Source organism: Shewanella sp. AS1 (genome assembly GCF_021412565.1).
Classification (GTDB): domain Bacteria; phylum Pseudomonadota; class Gammaproteobacteria; order Enterobacterales; family Shewanellaceae; genus Shewanella.
Genome location: NZ_JAKCLJ010000007.1, coordinates 87,874 through 110,424, shown reverse-complemented (window position 1 = coordinate 110,424; position 22,551 = coordinate 87,874). Strand labels below are relative to the sequence as shown.

The 22,551-nt window shown below is 51.0% G+C and carries 26 protein-coding genes and 1 riboswitch; of the genes, 10 read left to right on the top strand and 16 right to left on the bottom strand.

Annotated elements, in window-relative coordinates:
- Window positions 1-30 precede the first annotated feature (30 nt).
- From ctaD to LZP69_RS11255, 3 genes are read left to right on the top strand one after another with little or no spacing between them, the layout of a single operon-like run.
- Complete coding sequence (gene ctaD / locus LZP69_RS11265; protein ID WP_442800679.1) at window positions 31-1,611, top strand: cytochrome c oxidase subunit I; 1,581 nt, start codon at window positions 31-33, stop codon at window positions 1,609-1,611.
- Window position 1,612: 1 nt separating this feature from the next.
- Window positions 1,613-2,182: a cytochrome c oxidase assembly protein gene (locus LZP69_RS11260; RefSeq protein ID WP_234200680.1), complete on the top strand. Its 570-nt coding sequence runs from the start codon at window positions 1,613-1,615 to the stop codon at window positions 2,180-2,182.
- Window positions 2,179-3,054, top strand: coding sequence for a cytochrome c oxidase subunit 3 (locus LZP69_RS11255; protein WP_234200679.1), 876 nt, complete (start codon window positions 2,179-2,181; stop codon window positions 3,052-3,054). The genes LZP69_RS11260 and LZP69_RS11255 overlap by 4 nt, the downstream gene beginning before the upstream one ends.
- A 40-nt stretch (window positions 3,055-3,094) precedes the next feature.
- Here the strand turns inward: LZP69_RS11255 and LZP69_RS11250 are convergent, their stop codons facing one another.
- Window positions 3,095-3,313, bottom strand: coding sequence for a DUF2909 family protein (locus LZP69_RS11250; protein WP_234200678.1), 219 nt, complete (start codon window positions 3,311-3,313; stop codon window positions 3,095-3,097).
- 55 nt (window positions 3,314-3,368) lie between these two features.
- Here LZP69_RS11250 and LZP69_RS11245 point away from each other — a divergent pair, with 55 nt between their 5' ends.
- The 5 genes from LZP69_RS11245 to LZP69_RS11225 all read left to right on the top strand — a co-directional run bounded on the left by LZP69_RS11245 (window position 3,369) and on the right by LZP69_RS11225 (window position 7,337).
- Window positions 3,369-4,061: an SURF1 family protein gene (locus LZP69_RS11245; RefSeq protein ID WP_234200676.1), complete on the top strand. Its 693-nt coding sequence runs from the start codon at window positions 3,369-3,371 to the stop codon at window positions 4,059-4,061.
- Window positions 4,062-4,257: 196 nt separating this feature from the next.
- Complete coding sequence (locus LZP69_RS11240) at window positions 4,258-4,803, top strand: hypothetical protein (protein WP_234200675.1); 546 nt, start codon at window positions 4,258-4,260, stop codon at window positions 4,801-4,803.
- Window positions 4,803-5,789: a COX15/CtaA family protein gene (locus LZP69_RS11235; protein WP_234200674.1), complete on the top strand. Its 987-nt coding sequence runs from the start codon at window positions 4,803-4,805 to the stop codon at window positions 5,787-5,789. The genes LZP69_RS11240 and LZP69_RS11235 overlap by 1 nt, the downstream gene beginning before the upstream one ends.
- Window positions 5,790-5,796: 7 nt before the next feature.
- Entirely contained in the window at window positions 5,797-6,696 is a 900-nt protein-coding gene (cyoE, locus tag LZP69_RS11230) for a heme o synthase (RefSeq protein WP_234200673.1), read from the top strand.
- Window positions 6,687-7,337 carry an SCO family protein gene (locus tag LZP69_RS11225; protein WP_326490263.1) on the top strand — a complete coding sequence of 217 codons (651 nt, stop codon included), beginning with the start codon at window positions 6,687-6,689 and terminating at the stop codon, window positions 7,335-7,337. Before cyoE ends, LZP69_RS11225 begins: the two co-directional genes overlap by 10 nt.
- Before the next feature lie 71 nt (window positions 7,338-7,408).
- On the opposite strand, the gene LZP69_RS11220 is transcribed toward LZP69_RS11225, so the two are convergent.
- Complete coding sequence (locus LZP69_RS11220; RefSeq protein ID WP_234200672.1) at window positions 7,409-8,452, bottom strand: polysaccharide deacetylase family protein; 1,044 nt, start codon at window positions 8,450-8,452, stop codon at window positions 7,409-7,411.
- A 22-nt stretch (window positions 8,453-8,474) separates the two neighbouring features.
- On the opposite strand from LZP69_RS11220, the gene dinF reads away from it, so the two are divergent.
- Window positions 8,475-9,812 (top strand): MATE family efflux transporter DinF, encoded by a 1,338-nt coding sequence (gene dinF / locus LZP69_RS11215; protein WP_234200671.1) that lies wholly within the window; start codon window positions 8,475-8,477, stop codon window positions 9,810-9,812.
- 96 nt (window positions 9,813-9,908) lie between these two features.
- Here the strand turns inward: dinF and nfuA are convergent, their stop codons facing one another.
- Complete coding sequence (nfuA, locus tag LZP69_RS11210) at window positions 9,909-10,487, bottom strand: Fe-S biogenesis protein NfuA (protein ID WP_234200670.1); 579 nt, start codon at window positions 10,485-10,487, stop codon at window positions 9,909-9,911.
- A 276-nt stretch (window positions 10,488-10,763) separates the two neighbouring features.
- On the opposite strand from nfuA, the gene LZP69_RS11205 reads away from it, so the two are divergent.
- Complete coding sequence (locus LZP69_RS11205; protein ID WP_234200668.1) at window positions 10,764-13,253, top strand: M14 family zinc carboxypeptidase; 2,490 nt, start codon at window positions 10,764-10,766, stop codon at window positions 13,251-13,253.
- Window positions 13,254-13,258: 5 nt separating this feature from the next.
- Here the strand turns inward: LZP69_RS11205 and LZP69_RS11200 are convergent, their stop codons facing one another.
- The 13 genes from LZP69_RS11200 to moaA form a co-directional block, all read right to left on the bottom strand.
- Window positions 13,259-13,426 carry a YqaE/Pmp3 family membrane protein gene (locus LZP69_RS11200; protein ID WP_234200666.1) on the bottom strand — a complete coding sequence of 56 codons (168 nt, stop codon included), beginning with the start codon at window positions 13,424-13,426 and terminating at the stop codon, window positions 13,259-13,261.
- Between the two features lie 20 nt (window positions 13,427-13,446).
- Window positions 13,447-14,121 carry a TIGR01621 family pseudouridine synthase gene (locus LZP69_RS11195; RefSeq protein WP_234200664.1) on the bottom strand — a complete coding sequence of 225 codons (675 nt, stop codon included), beginning with the start codon at window positions 14,119-14,121 and terminating at the stop codon, window positions 13,447-13,449.
- Window positions 14,122-14,143: 22 nt separating this feature from the next.
- Window positions 14,144-15,403 (bottom strand): sensor histidine kinase, encoded by a 1,260-nt coding sequence (locus LZP69_RS11190; RefSeq protein WP_234200663.1) that lies wholly within the window; start codon window positions 15,401-15,403, stop codon window positions 14,144-14,146.
- Window positions 15,404-15,452: 49 nt separating this feature from the next.
- Complete coding sequence (locus LZP69_RS11185; protein ID WP_234200662.1) at window positions 15,453-16,130, bottom strand: response regulator transcription factor; 678 nt, start codon at window positions 16,128-16,130, stop codon at window positions 15,453-15,455.
- 4 nt (window positions 16,131-16,134) lie between these two features.
- Window positions 16,135-16,668, bottom strand: coding sequence for a PepSY domain-containing protein (locus LZP69_RS11180; RefSeq protein WP_234200661.1), 534 nt, complete (start codon window positions 16,666-16,668; stop codon window positions 16,135-16,137).
- Between the two features lie 208 nt (window positions 16,669-16,876).
- Window positions 16,877-17,986 carry an ABC transporter ATP-binding protein gene (locus LZP69_RS11175; protein WP_234200660.1) on the bottom strand — a complete coding sequence of 370 codons (1,110 nt, stop codon included), beginning with the start codon at window positions 17,984-17,986 and terminating at the stop codon, window positions 16,877-16,879.
- Window positions 17,967-18,647, bottom strand: a complete 681-nt coding sequence (gene modB, locus LZP69_RS11170) for a molybdate ABC transporter permease subunit (RefSeq protein ID WP_234200659.1) — start codon at window positions 18,645-18,647, stop codon at window positions 17,967-17,969. The genes LZP69_RS11175 and modB overlap by 20 nt, the downstream gene beginning before the upstream one ends.
- Before the next feature lie 3 nt (window positions 18,648-18,650).
- Complete coding sequence (modA, locus tag LZP69_RS11165) at window positions 18,651-19,436, bottom strand: molybdate ABC transporter substrate-binding protein (protein WP_234200658.1); 786 nt, start codon at window positions 19,434-19,436, stop codon at window positions 18,651-18,653.
- A 78-nt stretch (window positions 19,437-19,514) separates the two neighbouring features.
- Window positions 19,515-19,979 carry a molybdopterin synthase catalytic subunit MoaE gene (gene moaE, locus LZP69_RS11160; RefSeq protein WP_234200657.1) on the bottom strand — a complete coding sequence of 155 codons (465 nt, stop codon included), beginning with the start codon at window positions 19,977-19,979 and terminating at the stop codon, window positions 19,515-19,517.
- Between the two features lies 1 nt (window position 19,980).
- On the bottom strand, window positions 19,981-20,232 hold the full coding sequence (gene moaD / locus LZP69_RS11155; RefSeq protein ID WP_234200656.1) for a molybdopterin synthase sulfur carrier subunit: 252 nt from the start codon (window positions 20,230-20,232) through the stop codon (window positions 19,981-19,983).
- A gap of 29 nt (window positions 20,233-20,261) precedes the next feature.
- Window positions 20,262-20,738: a cyclic pyranopterin monophosphate synthase MoaC gene (gene moaC / locus LZP69_RS11150; RefSeq protein WP_234200655.1), complete on the bottom strand. Its 477-nt coding sequence runs from the start codon at window positions 20,736-20,738 to the stop codon at window positions 20,262-20,264.
- Entirely contained in the window at window positions 20,731-21,261 is a 531-nt protein-coding gene (gene moaB / locus LZP69_RS11145; protein ID WP_234200654.1) for a molybdenum cofactor biosynthesis protein B, read from the bottom strand. The genes moaC and moaB overlap by 8 nt, the downstream gene beginning before the upstream one ends.
- Before the next feature lie 133 nt (window positions 21,262-21,394).
- Window positions 21,395-22,375 carry a GTP 3',8-cyclase MoaA gene (gene moaA, locus LZP69_RS11140; protein ID WP_234200653.1) on the bottom strand — a complete coding sequence of 327 codons (981 nt, stop codon included), beginning with the start codon at window positions 22,373-22,375 and terminating at the stop codon, window positions 21,395-21,397.
- Window positions 22,363-22,497, bottom strand: a riboswitch (molybdenum cofactor riboswitch). (Overlaps the previous gene by 13 nt.)
- Between the last annotated feature and the right edge of the window lie 54 nt (window positions 22,498-22,551).

The following is a 22,551-nucleotide window of genomic DNA, read 5'->3' as shown; positions in this document are numbered from 1 at the left end:
GCTATGAATGCTATCACGCGCGAAGCAAATATGGATGCCGAACATGTTGATGCGCACGACGAACATCAGGCACATGCAACAGGCATAAAACGCTGGCTGTTTACTACTAACCATAAAGATATTGGCACCCTTTACCTCTGGTTCAGCTTTATCATGTTCCTGGTCGGTGGCGCCATGGCTATGGTGATCCGGGCAGAACTGTTTCAGCCCGGATTACAACTGGTCGAGCCCAACTTCTTTAATCAGATGACTACAGTTCATGGACTTATCATGGTGTTTGGTGCCGTCATGCCCGCCTTTACCGGACTGGCTAACTGGCTGATCCCCATGATGATAGGTGCGCCCGATATGGCGCTGCCGCGAATGAATAACTGGAGCTTCTGGATCCTGCCCTTCGCCTTTGCCATTCTGCTCAGTTCGCTATTTATGGAAGGGGGCGGCCCTAATTTTGGTTGGACCTTCTACGCACCACTATCCACCACCTTTAGTCCGGATAGCACAGCACTGTTTGTGTTTTCCATCCATATTATGGGTATCAGCTCCATCATGGGCGCGATCAACGTCATAGTCACTATTGTGAATATGCGTGCACCCGGCATGACCTGGATGAAACTGCCGCTGTTTGTGTGGACCTGGCTGATCACTGCCTTCCTGTTGATCGCTGTGATGCCCGTGCTCGCGGGTGTAGTGACCATGGTGCTGACAGATAAATTCTTCGGTACCAGCTTCTTCGATGCTGCCGGTGGTGGCGATCCTGTGATGTTCCAGCATATTTTCTGGTTCTTCGGTCACCCGGAAGTCTACATCATGATTTTGCCCTCTTTTGGCATCATCTCGGCGATTCTACCTACCTTTAGCCGTAAACGCCTGTTCGGTTACTCCTCCATGGTGTATGCCACCGCCAGTATCGCGATCCTCTCGTTCCTGGTCTGGGCGCACCACATGTTCACCACAGGCATGCCGGTATTTGCCGAGCTGTTTTTCATGTATTGCACCATGTTGATCGCCGTGCCGACCGGAGTGAAAGTGTTTAACTGGGTGGCGACCATGTGGCGTGGTTCGCTGACATTTGAAACGCCCATGCTGTTCTCCATCGCCTTTATTATCCTCTTTACCATAGGGGGATTCTCCGGCCTGATGTTGGCGATCACCCCGGTGGACTTCCAGTACCATGATACCTACTTCGTAGTGGCCCACTTCCACTATGTGCTTGTTACCGGTGCCATCTTCTCCATCATGGCGGCGGCCTATTACTGGCTACCAAAATGGACAGGGCATATGTATGACGAGAAGCTAGGTAAGATCCATTTCTGGTGCTCGGTGATCTCGGTCAACGTACTCTTCTTCCCCATGCATTTCTTGGGATTGGCAGGCATGCCAAGGCGTATTCCTGACTATGCTATCCAGTTTGCCGATGTGAATCAGATTGTCTCTATCGGTGGATTTGCCTTCGGTCTGTCGCAGCTCATCTTCCTGGCCGTAGTGCTCAAATGCATCAAGGGCGGTGAAAAGGCCCCGGCTAAACCTTGGGATGGCGCAGAGGGATTAGAGTGGACCTTGCCAAGTCCTGCACCTTATCACTCATTCTCGACACCACCCGAGATTAAGTAAGATGATGACTCATCAGGGTAAGTCGAACCGTAAGCTGATCATCATGCTGATCTTCGGATCGGTCGCCATGTTCGGCTTCGGCTTCGCCTTGGTGCCTCTCTATGATGTGCTGTGTGAGCAATTGGGGATCAATGGCAAAACCTCAAGCAGTGCCGCCAGCTATCAAGCCATGACGGTCGATGAGTCACGCACTGTTACAGTCGAGTTTATGGCTCAGATACAGCAGGATATGCCATGGGAGTTTACGCCAGAAGTTAAGCGCCTGCAGGTGCACCCAGGGGAGTTGATCCGCACTCAGTTCAACGCGAAAAACTTATCCAAGGACAACATAGTCGGCCAGGCTATCCCTTCGGTCTCACCCGGAATGGGCGCCGCCTATTTCCATAAGACAGAGTGTTTCTGCTTTAATCAACAACATCTGGCGGCCAATGGCGACGCGGCATTACCGCTGATCTTCTATGTCGATCACGAACTTCCTGATTCTATATCGACGCTAACACTTTCATACACTCTCTACAATATCACCGACAAGGGGTATGTCGGCGCTGTTGCACAAGGAGCGACAAAATGACAAGCAAACATGAACACTATTATGTGCCAGCCCAGAGTGGCTGGCCCATCGTAGGCGCCATTGGCTTATTTCTTATCGCCATAGGCGCGGGTAATTATGTGTTGCAGTTAGACACAGACAAAACCAGCGGTGGCTATACCCTGATCGCCGGTCTCGCCGTGATCCTCTATATGATCTTTGGCTGGTTTCGAACTGTTATTGGGGAGTCGATAGCCAATCTCTATTCGAAACAGATGGACAGATCTTTTCGTCAGGGAATGAGCTGGTTTATCTTCTCAGAAGTGATGTTTTTTGCTGCCTTCTTCGGCGCACTGCTCTATGCCCGCACCATAGCCGTGCCCTGGCTAGGCGGCGCATCGAATAATGCCATGACCAACGAGGTGTTGTGGCCAGCATTCGAAGCCAGTTGGCCGCTGCTGACAACGCCTGACGGCACTCAGACTCAGGCGATGGGCTGGGGCGGCTTACCTCTGTACAACACTATCATTCTGCTGGCTTCCTCAGTCACGCTGCACTTTGCTCACGTCAGCCTGGAAAAAAGCAAACGCACCGCGCTGACACTCTGGCTGGGGTTGACCATATTGCTCGGCCTAGGCTTCCTCTATCTGCAGGCAGCTGAATATGCCCATGCTTATGAGGAGATGGGTCTGACCCTCAGCTCAGGTATCTATGGCAATACTTTCTACCTGCTCACTGGATTCCACGGCATGCATGTCACCCTGGGGACTATTTTCCTCTTGGTGCTCTTGCTAAGGGTGTTGAAGGGGCATTTTACCCCGGACAAGCATTTTGCCTTCCAGGCAGGCAGCTGGTATTGGCACTTTGTGGATGTGGTCTGGTTGTGTCTGTTTGTGTTTGTTTATGTCCTATAAAGTGTTCACTAAAGGCTGTCAGACACACGATATCTAACTGTTAATAGGGCCTTGGGTTTGGTGCAATCCAGCCAAACTTCAAGGCCAACAGCAACATGACTAGCACCAAAGCAGAGAAAAGCACCCGTCGCCCAAGATAGCGGCTCATGGGAGTCTGACTATCCCCTTTCACCATAATCACTAAGGCGCGTCCCAGATTAAAGATGATAAATAGCAGTAACAGCACTAAGGCAAGTTTAAAAAGCAGAACAAGTGTCATCAATAGACCTCATACGGCCGTTACCTGGCCACAATGGTTACTCGTATGTATCACTGTGCTGGTATTTAGCATCCTGGTCAAGCTAGGCTTTTGGCAACTTGAGCGCGCAAAAGAAAAGCAGCAATTACAACAAGCGTTAGAGGCAAGGCAGGCATCGGCGCCCATCGGCTATCCTGAACTACTGACACTCTCACCGGAAGCGGGACTCACGGGTTATCGCTTAAAGGTCGAGGTCGACCCCAGCCACCAGCCTCTGATCTTACTGGATAATCAGATCTACCAGGGCAAGGTCGGTTATCTGGCTTATCAGATAATGCAGGTAACACCCGATATGCCTTTGCTGTTAGTCGAGCTGGGTTTTATGCCAGGTCCGATAGACAGAAGGCAATTACCCCAACCGCCCGGTATCAAGCAGGCGCTGTCACTGGATGGCCGCCTATATCGAAAATCGACCAATCCGATGAGCGAACATCTTCTGCCGGAGAACGGCAACCCTATGCGGGTACAAAATCTCAATTTCGATGAACTTGAGCAGAGGTTAAACATCAAACTCGCACCCGCGGTGCTACAGCCCACTCAGCTGCCAGGCAGCGAACTGCCTCACCCCTGGCAACCCATACCTTTGACATCAGAAAAACATTTAGGCTACGCGGTGCAGTGGTTTTCCATGGCAGGTGCCTTTGCCATATTGATTTTTTACATACTGATATTTAAAAGAAAAAAACCAAACAAGCCAAAAGAAAAATAGATAAATTAAGCGATTGCCTAAGCAGGGCATAACGAGTAGGTTAACTACTAAGCTAGATAAAAATAAACGATGTAAAAAGAAACGAAATAAAAAAGAGACACAGCAACAACTTTATCCTTCCTAGCCGTTCCGGGAAGTTGGCATTTTTTTGTAGTGATAAAAACGACAAAACGTCAATAAGAGGAGCCGGGCAAAGATGAACTCCCCCAAAAAAACCAGTAGAAAAACGTTACTTATCTTGCTGCTGGCTTTCCTATTACCTGTGATCGCCGCTAAATTAGTGCTGAGCCTGCATCTCTATCAGGGCGGTGCAACTAACCAGGGAGAACTCTTACCCCCAGAGTTCAGTTACCAGAGCCTTGCGATGGCAAATCCCCACCCCGAGTCTTGGCAGATCCTCTACCTGCTGCCAACCCAATGCGATCGCCCCTGCCAGGATCGCCTCTATATCCTGCAGCAGAGCCATATCGCCTTGGGTAAAGATCAAGACAGAGTCACAACCATAGTCCTGCTGCAAAATGATAGCGATGCAAAGGCTCTGGAGGGGTTTCATTTCGAAACCGCCAGCAGCACGCCTGAGCTGAGCCAGTTATTGAATGAGCAGCAATTGGTGGTGGTCGATCCCCTCGGCGCCCTAGTGATGCGTTATCAGCAGGTCGCCGATAAAGAGCAGCAGATAATGCAGGGCAAGGCCATGGTCAATGATCTTCGTAAACTACTGAAACTTTCCAGGGTGGGCTAATGAAAATATCACCGCTACTCAAACTCACGCTCATCTTTACCCTATGTGTCATTATGATGGGCGCCTATACCCGTCTCTCCGATGCGGGACTTGGCTGCCCGGATTGGCCCGGCTGCTACGGTATGATTACCGTGCCCGATCAACACCATGAACTGACCTATGCTAAAGCAGAGTTCCCCGAACATACGGTTGAGCCGGAAAAAGCCTGGCTGGAGATGATCCACCGCTATATTGCCGGCAGCTTAGGATTACTGGTACTGGCTATCCTGTTTATCTGCCTTAAAACACGCCATGCACCGAAAAAACTCCCAATAGCCATAGTGCTGTTGATTCTGTTTCAGGGGGCACTAGGGATGTGGACAGTCACGATGAAGCTGATGCCTGTGGTCGTCATGTCCCATCTGCTGGGCGGCTTTGCCCTCTTCTCCCTGCTATGGCTGCTGTTTTTGCGAAACAGCCCAAACTGGCTTCCCGGTGATGAGCCGCTGGCAAAACGATTGCAATCCTTTGCTCTGCTCTGCCTGGGGGTACTGGTACTGCAGATTATTCTGGGGGGCTGGACCTCATCCAACTATGCCGCCCTCGCCTGTACCCAGCTGCCTATCTGTGAAGGGGATTGGTTCAATAACCTGCATCCGACAGATGCCTTCTATCCTTTCCATCAAACCGAGGGCAGCTATGAGTTTGGTATCTTAGGTTACTCCTCACGTATGACCATACATGTCGCCCACAGATTTGGCGCGATTCTCACCACACTGTTATTGGTCTGGCTGACCATTCGTATGCTGACCCTATCGCAAACTGTGCAGCTAAAACGTAGCGCCTGGCTGCTGGGTTTCTTCCTCTTGGTGCAGATCTCACTAGGGATCAGCAATGTGGTATTTAACCTACCGCTGGCCATCGCCGTGGCCCATAACGCAGGGGCAGCCTTACTGCTGCTCACCCTGGTCTATATCAACTATGCCCTTTGGCGCCAAGTAAAGTGAGGCCGCTATGACTAAATCTTTAACACTTCCCCGCCCACTTAATGGTTTCTTCTGGCGTGATTACTTCGAGATGACCAAACCTAAAGTCGTCGCACTCATGCTGCTGACAGTACTGGTCGGCATGTGTCTCTCCAGCCCAGGCCACTTACCACTGATGCCGCTAGTGGCTGGCTTAGTAGGAATTGCCATGATGGCGGGCGCGGCTGCGGCCTATAACCATCTGATTGACAGGCGCATCGATGGCATGATGGCGCGTACCTATAATCGTCCTCTGCCCAAAGGGCGCGTCTCTGCCGTGCGCGCGGTTACCTTCGCCACCACCATGGCCATATTGGGATTTGTGCTGCTCTATCTGGCGGTGAACCCTCTCACCGCCTGGTTGACCCTGGCCAGTTTAGTCGGCTATGCGGTTATCTATACCAGCTATTTAAAACGCGCCACGCCACAAAATATCGTTGTGGGCGGGCTCGCTGGTGCCATGCCGCCACTGCTGGGCTGGACAGCAATAACGGGTGAGTTTCACCCCCATGCGCTCTTGCTGGTGATCATTATTTTTGCCTGGACGCCGCCTCATTTCTGGGCGCTGGCCATTCACAGAAAAGCCGAATATGCCAAGGTCGACGTGCCCATGCTGCCGGTGACCCACGGCATAGAATTTACCAAGACCTGTATCTTGCTTTACACCCTGTTACTAGCAATCGCCTGCCTCTATCCGGTTCTGGTCGGAATGTGTGGCCCGCTCTATCTCATAGGCTCGACACTGCTGAGCTGCGGTTTTCTCTATAAAGCCTGGCAGCTGAAATACCGCGATCGCCCTGGATTAGCTATGGCCGTGTTCCGTTTCTCTATTTACCATCTGATGGCGCTATTTTTCCTGTTACTCGTGGATCATTACCTATGGGCATGAATGTGAAGAAAATAGTGATGGTCGCAATTATGCTGTTGTTCACCGTGTTAGGCGGGGTGGCGGCGACTCACTTTAGTTCCTCATCGGTAGCGCAACCGGCACTAAGCACCAGTTTTATTTTCCCGACAGCCAGGCCTGTCTCGGCTTTTAGTCTGACAGATCAATATGGTCAACCTTTCGATAATGCCCGCCTATTAAATAAGTGGAGTTTGATCTTTGTCGGTTACACCTCCTGCCCGGATGTGTGTCCCACCACAATGAACAAGCTGGCATCTGTCTATAAGGCACTGGCCGGCAAGGTAGATCTGCAAGTGGTGTTTATCTCGGTCGATCCTGGTCGGGATAATCAGCAAAAATTGCTGGATTACATCAATTTTTTTAATCCCGATTTTGTCGCGGCCACCGCGGCCCATAGCCAGCTACTGCCGCTGACCCGGGAGCTGGGTTTCGTCTACTCTATGGTTGGTGAGGGCGCCAATTATCAGGTGGATCACAGCGCCTCCCTGGTGCTTATCTCGCCTAAGGGTGAGCGTTACGCCATCATCAAACCCAGCGCAGACAAGGCGGGCGAGATCCCTCAAATAAAAAGGCAAAACCTGATTGTCGATCTCGAGCAGATAAATCAGTTCTATCGAGGCTGATGCAGGCTTAGAGCAAACCGACTAAAAAACAGAGGCGCCAATTCAGGCGCCTCTTTTGGGCTTAAGCAATCTCACTCCTTGATCCAGCTGCCATCATCCTTAGGTCGAATCCAGGCCTGAGAGAACCAGTAGTAACGCCCCTTACTCTTACTGCGGGCAGTACAGTTATAACGCGAACGGCCGGCGGGCAAGTCTTGCTGCGCCTGAATAGTAAACTCATCATCACCTATCCAGTTGGGTTTAATTGACTTACCCATAATGTAGCAAGTGACCTCTTTGGCGCTGATGTCGCTCATATCCAGCTTGAGCTTCATCTCGGGTCGCCACTCGCCCATAGGCAGCTGGGTATTTTTCGGCGACATGGCAAGCACAGGCATGTTCAGGCTGTGCATTTTTGTCTTGAGACTGGAAAATTCGGCGTAAGCGCCCGCCACGGGAAAACGTGGTAAGGCGGTGAGAGAGGAATAAAGCCCGGCGGCACCAGACTGCTGACCGAAACCGACAAAACCATGTTTCTTGAGCAACTCTTCTATCTGCAGATTGTACTCACCGTAAGGATAGGCCAACATCTTGTGATTCTGACCCGTTTTCTCCTTGATCGCCGCCTCTGTATCCAGCAGGTTCTTCTCTATTCTGGCGAGCCACTGCTCCTCTGTCTCGTTATCATTGAGGCGGATCAGATGTTCATGCCCCCAACTGTGGTTAGCCAGCTCTGCGCCCCCCTCAACTAGTTGATTAAGGGTTTTCCAATCCATCATACTGTGGAAATGACGCTCAATAGGCTCAACAGAGATAAATACTGTGTAGGGAAAGCCATATTTGCCGAGTATGGGTGCGGCTGCTTCGGCAATGCTTTTATAGCCATCATCGAAGGTGATCGCCACAGTTTTGTCGGCAAACTCTGTGCTCTGTCTGATACCATCCACCAGCTGTGAAAGCGGGATCACCTTAAAGCCATTGTCATTCAAATAAGCCATTTGCTCACTAAACTGTGCCGGGGTTACACTGGTCACCTTGGGCGTATTCTCGGCGACGTGATGATATTGCAAAATCACCACAGCCTGAGCCTTGATACAGAAACAGAGCATCAAGACAGCTAGCAAAACTTTAATCATAAATATTATCCTCTGAGCCGCTATGTCATCACTTGAGTTATTGTTAGATAAGCAAAAAAATAGGCGTCTGTTTGCGCTCGCGCTACCCATGATCTTATCAAACATTACCGTCCCCCTATTAGGTTTAGTCGATACCGCTGTAATTGGACATCTTAGCAGCGCCTATTATTTGGGTGGTGTCGCCGTCGGTTCAACCCTGATCACCCTGATATTTTGGCTGCTGGGCTTTTTGCGTATGTCCACCACAGGCCTGGTCGCACAGGCGTTCGGTGCCCAGGACAACCAAGGACAATACCGCCTGCTTATCCAATCGGGCAGCCTAGCCCTATTGCTGGGTATAGCCGCCATACTCCTGCAAAAGCCGATTATCTTGCTGGCGACTAGCTTGTCAGATGCCAGCGCAGAAGTCTTGTATTATGCTCAGCTCTATTTTCAGATCCGTATTTGGTCTGCACCTTTTGCCCTACTGAACTTAGCCTTGCTTGGGTGGCTGCTGGGTCGGCAACAACCCAGGGCTGCCATGTGGCAATTGATCATAGCCAATCTGGCCAATATCTGTCTCGACCTACTCTTTGTTATCGGCTTTGGCTGGGGTGTCAGCGGTGCTGCCTGGGCGTCTGTGTTGGCCGATATTATCGGCTTTAGCGTCGCCGCGACTCTGGTCTGGCGCGAACTGGCAAGGCAAGGCGATTTTGTTTTCCGCCCTCTACTGGCCAGCCTGCATTTCAGCAGCTTGGGCAATTTACTGCGCCTGAACCGGGATATCTTTATCCGCAGCCTCTGCCTGCAGCTCACCTTTGCCTTTATGACCTTTCAGGGAGCCAATCTCGGCGACAATACCGTGGCCGCCAATGCGGTATTACTCAACCTGCTACTGTTAATCTCCTATGCTCTTGACGGTATTGCTTATTACGCCGAAGCCGAAGTTGGCCGTGCCTTTGGCGAGAAAAATCGCCACAGGATGACAGAGTCGGTGATCCTGGCGAGCCTCTGGTCTGCCATTTTCGCCCTCCTGTTTACCTTGCTCTTCTCCCTCTATGGCAGGCAGCTTATCGCTTTACTCACAGGACTCGCTGAGGTTCGTGCGCTGGCGCAGACCTACCTTATCTGGGTGATCATCATGCCGTTACTGGCCTTCGGCTCTTATCTGTTCGATGGGGTGTATATAGGCGCGGCAAAGGGAAAAATTATGCGCAACAGCATGATGCTAGCCACTTTTATTGTGTTCTTTCCCAGCTACTTACTGTTACAGCCCACAGGTAATCACGGCCTGTGGGCAGCCCTGAGCCTGTTTATGATCGCCCGCAGCCTCAGCCTTGCCGTGCATTACCGCTACCGCTTACAAAGGGAGCTGGCTTAAAGAATGATCTAAACGGTTAGTTAAGCGGGCACAAAAAAGGGATGACACTGTCATCCCTTCAAAATAACTCAGCGAGTTACTGATAAGCCTTTAGCGCTATTGATAAGAGTGGGCGCCGTGCTCATGCTCGGTCACATCTTTCACGCCGGTTAGCTCACCGGGGAAGAGCTCAAGCAACTGCTTCTCGATACCATCTTTCAGGGTCACATCGACCATAGAGCAACCGTTACAGCCGCCGCCGAATTGCAAAACAGCCACTCCGGCTTCATCAATGTCCACCAGCATGATATTACCGCCATGGCTGGCCAGTTGTGGGTTGATCTCTGAATGGATCACATACTCGATACGCTCTTTCAATGGTGCATCGCTACTCACCTTGCGCATCTTGGCATTAGGCGCTTTTAGGGTTAGCTGTGAACCCAGCTGATCGGTAACGAAATCGATAGAGGCTTCCTCAAGGAAAGGTGCGCTCTTCTCATCGACCATGGCATGAAAGCCGTTAAATTCAAGTTCGATATCATCGGCTTCCACTGCATCTGGAGGACAGTATGACACGCCACATTCAGCCGTTGGCGTACCTGGACTGATGACAAAAACGCGGATATGAGTTCCTTCAGGCTGATCGGCTAAAAGCTTTACAAAATGTGCCTGAGCTGCATCGGAAATGGTGATCATTAAAACATGCTCCGTCAGGATAAACCCGAGTGATTTAGTAAGAATTAACCCTATGATACTCCTCCTGCCGTCAGCTTTGTAGCCCCTAAGCCCTGTAGTCTGGTTTTTTTTATCAAAATTCCTGGGCAAAATTTCAGAGACAAAACTGGTCACATTGAGCTTAGACTGCTAGTTTTATCTTTATATACAATGACAAATAACAAAAATATGCTACAACTCGCGCTTATCCTCCTTATCTTGCTCTTTCCTCCTGATGTTGCCGCAAATGATCAAAGCGTGACTCAAGTCTCGCCTGAAAAAATCGCTAATGCCAAGTTGGACTCTCCCAGCCTGTTTTTTGGCCACCCGCTGGGCCAATGGCATCTGCGCCACGATCAGATCAACGCCTATCTTAACTATCTCGCCAACCACAGCCCCAGAGTCAGCATAGAGCTCAGCGGTAACAGCTATGAAGCCAGGCAACAACTCACCTTAGTGATCACATCGGAAAAGAATCAGGTCAGACTCGATGAGATCCTCAGTGAACGCGCCCAAGTAAGAAGTGGGACAAAACAGCAAGGGACTCTGATTATCTGGCTGACTTACTCGGTGCACGGTGATGAAGCCAGCCCGGCCCACAGCGCATTGGAGGTGAGCCATCAACTGAGCAGCAGCGAGGAACCCTGGATAAAAGCCTTGCTGGCAGAGGCCGTCGTGCTGATCACCCCAGTGCAAAATCCAGATGGATTCGATCGCTTTGCCAACTGGGTCAATAGCTATGGCGACCAACACAAGGTCAAGGATCCCAATCACAACGAACATAAACCCAACTGGCCCAGTGGCAGGACGAACCATTATCTGGCCGATCTCAATCGTGACTGGCTGTTTCTGCGTCATGTGGAAACCCAAGGACGTATCGCGCTGTTTTATCGATGGCATCCCCACTATGTGGGTGATTTTCATGAGATGAACCACAACAAGAGCTATTTCTTTCAGCCCGGTGTCGCCGCGCGCACCCACCCGCTGACGCCAGCGAAAAACCAGCAGCTGACAGCCCAGCTCGCAACCTTTTATGCCAAGGCGCTCGATGGCCTAAAACAGCCCTACTTTACTGGCCAGCAGTTCGACGATTTCTACTATGGCAAAGGCTCAACCTACCCCGACATTAACGGCGCCATTGGCGTGCTGTTTGAACAGGCGGGCGTAACCGGCCAGCGGCTGGAAACCACCAATGGCCTGCTCACTTTTGGGCAGGCGATCGACAACCATATTGCCACTTCCATTGCCAGCCTCAAGGGCGCCTTTGCCCTTAGACAAGCGCTCAAATCCTATCAGGAGGGCTTCTATAGCGAGCAGGATAAACAGACCCCTTCGGGACGACAGCGCGGCATGCTAGTCAGTACGCCTGGGGATACTGCCAGACGAGATGATTTGGCCTGGCTGCTTACACAGCATCAGATACATTATTTCTACCTGCCCAAGGCGATGAGGCTGAACAATGGGTGGTATAAAGCCGAGGAGAGTCTGTTTATTCCTCACAACCAGCCACAAAAGCAGCTGTTTGAGGCACTCTTTGATAGCAGAACTCAATTTAAGGATGCAACTTTTTATGATGTCTCCAGCTGGAATCTATCTCATGTTTACCATCTGCAGATGACGCCCAATATCAGCTTAGATGTCGATAAACTCGCAAACCAGGCTCCCGCTTTTACTGAAGCTGAAATCGCCGCTGACACTACGGCTATTCTGGTGGATTGGCGTGATCAGCAGGCCGCCCCCCTGCTACAGCGACTCCTCAGCGCTAAAGTCAGAGTTAAATTTGCCGCCGCGCCTCTTACTGTGAAAATAGGCGCTCAAGCAAATGAATCGCCCCCATTAAGCGAGTCGAAAGAGTTTGCCCCTGGCACCTTAGTCATTCCGCTCGGGAGTCAAGACTTGCCCGAATCCGAGCTCATCGTCTTAATTACCGAACTTGCGAATCGCCACCGAATACGGCTCTATAGCGTGAACTCCAGCATGGCAATCGAGGGGCTGGATCTGGGCAGCTCTGATCTCCATACTATAGTGCCAATCAAGCCGCTGTTAGTCACTGGCTTTAGCACCTCGGCAACCGAGGTTGGCGAGATACGCTATTTTATGGATCGCTATCTGGGTGTACCCCTGACTCAGGTAGATATTAACCGCCTGCCCAATATAGAACTTGGGCAATATAGCCATCTGCTGCTCGCAGATGGCAGCTATAGCGCTCTCGATACCCAATATGGACGTAAACTGGCGGCCTATATGAATCAGGGTGGCATCATTATCGCGCAGAAAGGCGCCTTAAACTGGCTGGATCGAGCAAACCTGCTGGATGCTGAGTTGCAGGATCATCATTTCTTTGACTCGTTTTTCTCTGCACAGGGATTGGCCTTTGCCGATAAAGATAAGCTCAAAGCCAAAAAGGCCATAGGCGGCGCCATAGTCTCAGTGGATCTCGACCCGACCCACCCTATCGCCTTTGGAATACACGACTCCCGCCTGGCGCTACTCAAAAACCGAGCTCTGGCCTTAGGCGAGCAGCAGGCATTCTCTGTCGCGGCGCGCTACAGCCAGCCTCTATTAGTCGACGGCTATCTGGCCGAGGAATATCAGCAAAAATTAGCCAAGATGACGGCAATCAGCGTCGAACGCCATGGAAAAGGAGCAATCGTCGCCCTTAGCGACGATCTGCTATTTAGAAATATCTGGCTCGATGCCCAGCGGATTTACAGCAACAGCCTCTATTTTATCCCCGCCTTACACTAGGGGGATCAGGATTTGGTTACCACCCAGATCGCATGTAGCAGACCTGGGATCCAGAAGAAAATACAGAGAATAATATTGATCAGCAGATCCTGACCCATACCGCTCTTAAGAAAGACAGCCACAGGTGGCAGTAAGATGGCGATGATCACTAACAGGAGTTTATTGGTATCCATTGACTCAATTCCTTTTTACGCTATTTACGTTTAGGCCAGCTCAAGGTATCTGGATCGCGCCACTCTTGCAGCTGACCGGCCACAGCCTCTGTGACAAACAACTCGCCGTGAGTTGGCGCAGCACAATAGACAAACTGCTTGCCGCCCAGGGTAAAATGAATGGCGTAAGCGTGCAGATAACCCCTGTCGGCCGTTTCGCCGCCATAGAGAGTATCGCCCAGGATAGGCACCCCCAGACTGGCTAATGCTACCCGCAGCTGATGTGTCTTGCCACTCAATGGTTTCAATAAGTATAGCCGCGTTCCGGAAGCTATCGATTGAGAAAAGAATTGCGTCACAGCCGGATTCTCTGTGCTGCGCAGCAACTTATACATACTGCGCCGCGCCTTGGCCATATCACCAATCACGGCGCCCTGCTTCTTCTTGGGTTTACCTGACGCCAGCGCCAGATAGTATTTCTGCACCTGGTGCTCGGTGAACATGGCGGTAAAGGTCGCGGCAATAGCGCTGCTTTTAGCAAACAACAACAGCCCAGAGGTCAGTGTATCCAACCTGTGGACTGAGTAGAGTTTGATGCCCAGATCCTGCTCCAGCTGCGCCATCACGCCGGCGCTGCCATCCTGACTGTGAAAATGCACATTGGGAAATTTATCGATCAGCACAAAATCGGCTTCATCTGCGATGATTTGATACATATAAACCTGCGTTTTTATGCCATTAAGAGAAGGTGATAGTGACAATCAGGCCCGGCTGGTTATCGCTAAGACAGATACTGGCATTATGCCGCTTTAAGATCGCCTTCACCAGAGATAACCCAAGCCCCGTACCTTTATGGTGACGGCTGGGATCTAAACGCACCAGACGGTTAAACACCTTCTCGGTCGCGTTCGCAGGTATGCCCGGCCCGGTATCGATTATCTGCACCTGCCTGCCTTGCTGGACTATCTGTATCGAGGCTCCCTCGCCTGAATATTTAATGGCGTTATCCACCAAATTGAACAGCGCCTGGAACAGCAGGTATTTATCACCGGTCAGCTGATAATCCTCACCGGTTTCCAGACTGAGTGTCTGTCCGTTGGACTCGGCCATCGCCTCTGCCATCTCAAACAAGTCACTGCACAGGGTCTTGAGGCTCAGGGGTTGTAACTCTAAGGTTTGCTGCCCCTCTTCGATGCGGGTCAAAGAGAGCATGGCGTCGAAGGTTGCCAGACAATCATCCAGCTCTTCCGTTAGTATGGCACAGGCTTCACTGAGCTCAGCGCCGGATTTACCCGGCAGCTGTTCGATACCGATACGCAGGTGAGACAAGGGCGTACGCAGATCGTGGGCGATATTGTCTGTCACGCCGCGCACCGCATGTAGGTTATTCTCTAGGCTATCCAGCACCCGATTAAACTTGGCCGCCAGCAGATCAAACTCATCCTGACGATAACTCACAGGTAAACGGGTGGAATATTCCCCGCCCTCGATACGCTCACTCAAACGGTTATAACGCACCACACGGCGCAGGATCGCCTTAGAAAACAGGTAACCCAAGGCCAGCGTTAGTACGATTGTTAGCATCAGGGCGGTGATCGCCGCATTGACGAAGCGTTCAATTAAGGTCGCCAGCTGGTCGGTACGGGTGGCGATCAATACCGGACCATAGCGGGTGATGGTGACGCCGCCGGTGAGAATATGCAGCTTGTCGGGGCCGCCGGTAAAGATAGGAAACTCCTGGGTCTCGGGCAGGATAGGCATATCATCGGGGATCAGGCTCAGGGCGCCAATCACATCGAAGGCGTTACGCCAGACCACTAGAGCGGTATTGGGATCGGCATTGCGCACCTGAGTCGCGAAACTGCGTCTGTCCAGAGTCAATGCCATCTGCTTGTAACGGGCAGCCTCGCTGGCTAGGTGCTGCTCTGTCTGCAGCTCCTGTTCATGGATCAGCTGACGATACATACCAAGCAGCAACGCGCCGATAAGCAGGGTCACCAGCGCGGAAAAGATGATGGTAATGCGCCAGGCACTACTCTGATAAGGCTTAATGCCCTTGACGGAGGCGATAGCCGGCCCCTCGAACCGTTTCGATTAATTCGCCATAGCCTAACTCTTCAAACTTGCGCCGCAGCTTGGCGATATGCACATCGATCACATTGGTGCGCGGGTCGAAGTGATAGTCCCATACTGCCTCGAACAGTAAGGTGCGGCTGATCACCTGATCTGGATGCTCCATCAGATATTTAAGCAGCTGAAACTCTTTGGGTTGCAGCATGATTTCGCTGCCCGCCAACGTGACCTTACGGGTCAGTAATTCCATCACAAGATTGCCGACCACCAGCTCGGTATGGGCTGGCAAGGAGCTTCCTCGCTGCATCAATTTCTCGGCGCGAACCAGTAATTCGGAGAAGGCAAAGGGCTTAGTCATATAATCATCACCGCCGGCGCGCAGCCCCTTCACCCGCTCATCCACATGACTGAGTGCCGACAAGATAAGCACAGGCGTCTGATTACCTGTAGCACGCAGGGCCGCAAGCAGTTTTAAACCATCGAGCTGGGGCAACATGCGATCCAGAATAATAAGGTCATACTGCATACTGGTGGCCAGCAGTAATCCCTGATGACCATCGCTGGCGGTTTCAATGTTATGTCCCTGTTCAACAAACCCTTTCACCACATAATCTATGGTGGTCGCATCATCTTCTACTAGCAATACTTTCATCGGATTAATCCCACTTTAGCAAAGGTAAAGGCCGCTGGTTTTTGATATCAAATGCAATCTTGCTCCTGCCGCTTTGGTCGATCAATTTCAGCTCCAGGTAGCTGATGCCGAGATCGTGATCCAGTTGTGCTTCTAAAATATGTGACTGGCGATTGCCCATGGCCTGCTTGATGAGCAGAGAGAAACTTAAACCCATCTCATCAAGCAGCCTGGCCGCCTTCAGTGCATCATCGCCATCATGCAGCGACTTCTCTTTACGCTTAAGCAGTTCGCCATCCTTTGCGGCAAACTCAAGCGCTATCAGGGTCTTATGGTGAATATCGACCACATCGACTTCATAAATCAAGGCCCCTTTGTCTTCATCGGCCTGGATTTCGGCGACAATACCGGGATAATCTTTCTCGACCTGAGCCAATAACATCTGGGGAGTTTGACCCTGGTTATCGGACATGAGTGCGAGCAGTGTCGAGTTTGCACAGGCGATTCCGGTCATACCCAACCCCGACAAAAGCACAACGCCGATTAACCAACGAGCCATAGCTCCTCCATAAAATGATTTAATAACCGTATCTTAACTGCGGTATTGACGAACAACCAGCCCTATTCATCCACCAATTGGGTCATTGCAATTTACCGCTGACACAGAGTAGGAACATTGTAATGCTCGATAATGATCAACAAGATGGAACAAAGATTAACCTTTGATCATCTTTGTTATCGTACAGCCTCAATCCAGCAGAGAAAGATTAGATGGGCTCCAGCACATGGATGAGTTCTGACTTCAACGCCACCTCAGTTTGAACACCGGCAGTCAGGGACAATTTCTCGGCAAAATGGAGCGGCACTTCGGCATTGAGATGATGCTTAACGCCTTTGATACAGGCCATGATCCGCACCGTTTCCCCCATCACCAACATAGACTCGATAGTGATAACCAGCTTGTTGAAACTACGGCACAATCGCCCCTGAGTTATCGAGTTAAACCGCACCCCATGATTCGGGACCACCCAGCGTACCTGAGTCCCCAGAGCGAGATCGGCGCGATAACCGCTGGCGATAAGGTGATCGCCAAACTTAAGCCAGGTGATCTGCCGCTCCGGCGACTGCTCCACCACCTCGGCATCGAAGATATTCCTCAGCCCCATCTGTTTCGCAACCGCCTCATTACGCGGCCGATTCAAAACGTCCCGCGGGGTGCCCAGTTGCAGCAGATTGCCCTGGCTTATCAATATCATCTTATCAGCCAGCAGCAGGGCCTCGTTGAGATCGTGGGTCACCATGATCACGGGAATAGAGAGCTGAGTCTTTAACCGCGCGAGCTCCAGATAGAGACGCTCGCGGGTCTCCCTATCCACCGCCGAGAAAGGTTCGTCCAGCAGCAAGACCGAAGGTGCTCGCGCCAGGGCTCTTGCTAAGGCGACACGCTGACGCTGGCCACCCGAGAGGTTGGCCGGAAGACGCTCAGGCAAACCATGCAGATTCACCCGCTCGAGCCAGTCTTTCGCGCGAGGAACCCGCTCAGACTTGGGAATATGATTCAGTGCGGCCACTACGTTTTCCAGTGCCGTCATATTAGGAAACAGGCCAAAGTGCTGTGGCACAAAACCTAAGTGACGCTGCTGCGGACTCAAATAGCGTCCATTCTGACTGCTAAACCACTGGCGTTCGCCGTAACGTATCTCACCCGACTCAGGCTTAATCAGACCGGCGATCATGCGCAGCAGTGTCGACTTACCCCCGCCTGAGGGGCCGACCACTGCCAGCACTTCTCCTGCATGACAGGTAAACTCGGCATCTATCTCTATCTCTCTGGTTTGCTTAATTCGGCAGTAGAGATCAGCGACGTCTTGAAACATTCATGCCCCCCAAGCGTCTCGATAAACTGGTCGTCAATGCCAGAGCCGTGACCGCAAACAGCAATAACACCAAGGACATCTGGCCGGCGCTCTTAAAATCAAACGCCTGCACACTGTCATAGATAGAAATGGCTATGGTCTTGGTCTCACCGGCAATATTACCGCCCATCATCAAGACCACACCAAACTCGCCTAACACATGGGAGAAACAGAGCACCAACGCAGTCAGCACTCCGGGCCAGACCAGGGGCAGTTCGATACGCCAAAGCGCAGTCAGAGGCGACATACCGCAGCAGGCGGCGGCATCGCGCACCTCTTCGGGTACGGCCTCGAAGGCACGCTGAATAGGTTGTATCGCGAAGGGAATATTGACTAATACAGAGGCAACCACTAAACCGGAGAAGTGAAACACTAATTGCTGGCCGAAGAGGCGTTCAACAAACTGCCCCAACCAGGATTGGCTGCCGAGCCCCACCAGCATGTAATAGCCTATTACGGTCGGCGGCAACACTAAAGGCACCATGATAAGGGCTTCACACCAGGATTTACCTCTAAACTGGCGGTAAGCCAAGAAGCGTCCCACTAAGATAGCAAAGGGGATCAACACCAACACAGTAACCGCACTGAGCTTGACCGATAAGCCTAATGCCTGCCAATCCATGGTTTATTGCTCTTCAGCCTGTGGCGGTAGACCAAAACCGAACTCGAAGAAGATATCCCGAGCGCGATCCTCTTGCAGATATTGATAGAAAAGTTTAGCCGTCTCACCCGCTTTCTTGGTCAGTACCATGCGCTGATTCATCGGCGAATAGAGTGCATCTGGCAGGGCGACAAAATGACCTGCGGCCTTAAATTGTGGCGCTATCGCCAATGACAAGGCAACTATGCCGCCATCGGTGGAGCCACTCAGGGCAAACTGCGCAGCCTGGGAGACATTCTCACCATAGATGAGGTGTGACTCTATCTCTTCCCATAAGCCCATATTCTTCAGCAGCTCTCTGGCGCGCTCGCCATAGGGGGCATGGTCTGGGTTGGCGATGGCAAAACGCGTTAGCTTGCCTTGAGCCAGCAGATCTTTTAATCCATTGAGGCTCACATCCAGCGTTAACGGGGATAATTTAGGCGCCGCAATGGCCAGACGACCTATGGCATAGAGAGCACCATCACTGGTGACCACACCGAGCTTATGTAACTGATAGATATATTTATCGTCGGCTGATAGGAATAGCTCGAAGGGCGCGCCATGGCGGATCTGCGTCACCAGATTCCCCGAGGAGCCATAGGAGATACGCACCTGCTTGCCCGTATCCTGAGTAAATTGAGTGGCAATCTTATCCAAGGCAAACTTAATATTGGCCGCCGCCGCGATGGAGGGGATCTCCTCGGCAATGCAGCTAAAACTGCTCAGCAGAATTAATAATGACACGCAAACACTGCGTACAACACTCATTCTCACGCTCCCTCGAATGCGGCTCAACATCAGCAATTGAGCCCTAAAACCCTAACTAAAACACACTATTCCTAAGTGCTATTTTTGCCACAACTTTGCCGCTTGCTCATCGGCATCCTTGGCTTCGACCCAGTTTTTCCCTTTATCACCGGCTTCCAACTTCCAGAAAGGTGCCTTGGTTTTGAGAAAATCGATCAAGAACTCACAGGCAGCAAAGGCCGCTTTACGGTGAGCACTGGTCACAGCAATAAAGACAATTTGTTCACCAAGCAGCATGGTGCCGACCCGATGAATTATGGTGACCTTGTTCAGCGGCCAACGCTCACGGGCCTCGACAACGATTTGATTAAGCACGGCTTCTGTCATGCCAGGATAGTGTTCCAGGGTCAGATCTGTCACCACACTGCCATCGTTAAAATCACGTACTTTACCGACAAAGGTCACCACGGCGCCGTCACTGTTATCGTCGGCAACCCGGGCATATTCTTCTGCCACATTAAAGTCGACAGTTTGTACCAGGACTCTATCAACAACTAAGCTCATCTTAACCTCCTGTCACAGGTGGGAAAAATGCCACTTCATCACCATCTTGAACTTGTGTGTCCCAGTTGCTAATCGTCTGATTGACAGCGACGAGCAGTTTATCTGAGGCCAAAACCTTGCCCCATTTTTCATCTTTTGCCGCAAGCTGAGCACGCAGCCCTTCGGCGGTTGTGGTCGCATCTGTGGCTTCTATCTGGAGCGAGCCTTCACCGAGCAGCTCTCGAACTTGAGCAAAAAAAAGCACATTAATCATTTATTTATACCTTAAATTCTATGGGGTCATTACACTTTGAAATGACCGGATTTCCCGCCACGTTTCTCCAACAAACGTGTCTGGGTGATCACCATATCTTTCTGTACTGCCTTGCACATATCATAAATGGTCAAGGCGGCAACCGAGGCCGCTGTCAAGGCTTCCATCTCGACACCGGTTTTGCCGGATAACTTACATAAACTGGTAATACGAACCCGGTTAAATTCGGGTTGTGCCTCCAGATCGACCTCCACTTTGGTCAGCATCAAAGGATGACACAGAGGGATCAGATCCGAGGTTTTCTTTGCCGCCTGGATACCGGCAATACGCGCCGTAGCGAATACGTCTCCCTTATGATGGCTGCCGCTCATGATCATCTCCAGAGTCGCTGGCGCCATCTCAATAAACGCCTCGGCACGCGCTTCACGTTCAGTCACCGCTTTCTCTGTGACATCCACCATGTGAGCGTTGCCATCGGCGTTTATGTGGGTTAATTGATTACTCATCTATTGCTACCTTCTTCACATGCATCACAAAATTGCAGGGCCTATGTGTTGCATCAAGTTGTTCTTTAATAATTTTATTCCAGCCGGTACGGCAGGCACCGGTCGAACCGGGTAAACAGAAAATGGCGGTTTGATTGGCAAATCCGGCCACGGCTCTGGACTGGACTGTAGAAGTACCCAGCTCGGTATAAGTGATATGGCGAAACAGCTCACCAAAACCATCGATATGACGATCAAACAAGGGGATGACCGCCTCGGGGGTATTATCCCGCTCAGTAAAACCTGTGCCGCCGGTTGTGAGGATCACCTGAATATCCTCTCTGGCGATCCATTGGGATAACACAGAGCGGATCTGATATTTATCATCTTTGATAAGCTGACGTTCGATAAGCTGATGACCCGCCTCAATCAAGGCATCGGCCAGAAACTGTCCCGAGGTATCGCGACTCAAATTCCGGGTATCAGACAGGGTTAATACCGCAATATTTAGAGGAATAAATCTTGTGTTAGTACAGTGCCCCATAGCGCCTCTCAATGCCAATTATGCCTTGGCTTAACATGATTGCTCACCACTTTGGTTGAATCACTACATCTTGATGAGCGCTGAGTATACCCAGATCTCATTCAATTATATTTGCGTTAGCTCATAGAAGTGGTTAACCACCTATGGATGCCAGATGCTTTGTTATCCCGGTAATGCCATCATGCAGATAATGTGTCTCTTTTTTGGTCTGTAGTTGACCATGGAGCCGGGTGATCAATTCATCTCGCTGCGCGCGCTGTTGCAACAGGTCTCGCAGCTCAACCCCGTGCTCAGTAAACAGACACAGGTGTAATTTCCCCTTGGCCGAGACCCGCAGCCGGTTGCAGCTGGCACAGAAGTTTTTCTCATAGGGCATGATCAAGCCGACGCGACCTTTGAATTCATCATGACTGAAGTTTTGTGCAGGACCATCGTCTATAGCCGCCTTGTCAAGCGTCCAACCTTCTTGAAGCAGTTGAGACTTGATATCACTGCCGGCTAAATGATGCTGCTGAAAATAATCACGTCCCAGCCCGGTTTCCATCAGCTCGATAAAACGCAGATCGATAGGCGTGTGTTTTATCCAATGCAAAAAACGTGGCAAATCTTTATCGTTCAGGCCCTTGAGCAATACGGCATTGATCTTCACCCGCTCGAAACCTGCCGCCAATGCCGCATCAACTCCGCGCATCACATCATCAAATTTATTTTCACCCGTGATCTGATAAAACATACGGGGATCTAAGCTATCCACCGAAATATTGATGCGTCTAAGGCCGGCATCGAACCACTCTTTGGCATGCTTTGCCAGACGATAACCATTGGTGGTAGTCGCGATAGTGGAGATTTTTTCGTTGGCTTTGACGACACGAATAATGTCAGTGAAATCTTTGCGTAAGGTTGGCTCGCCGCCTGTGATACGGATCTTTTGCGTGCCCACCTCGGCAAACGCGCCCACAAGGTTTTCGATCTCGTTCAGATCTAAAAACTTAGGCTTGCCATCGGGGTGATAACCATCGGGCAGACAGTATGAACATTTGAAGTTACAGACGTCAGTAACCGACATCCGCAGATAGTGAAATCTTCGACCAAAATTGTCTTGTAGTTGAGACATGATCACCTTTCCAAGTAAGGGGAGGTGAGTCAATTTCTTTTCTCACCCCGGTGGCGTTATTGCCACGGCTAACAACCCGTATCTTGTGACTTAGGGCTGGAAGCTCGGAGAACCGTCGTTACTACAATTATAGGCCTAAACGCCTGGGTGATGATACCCATAAGAGTTTATTTTTT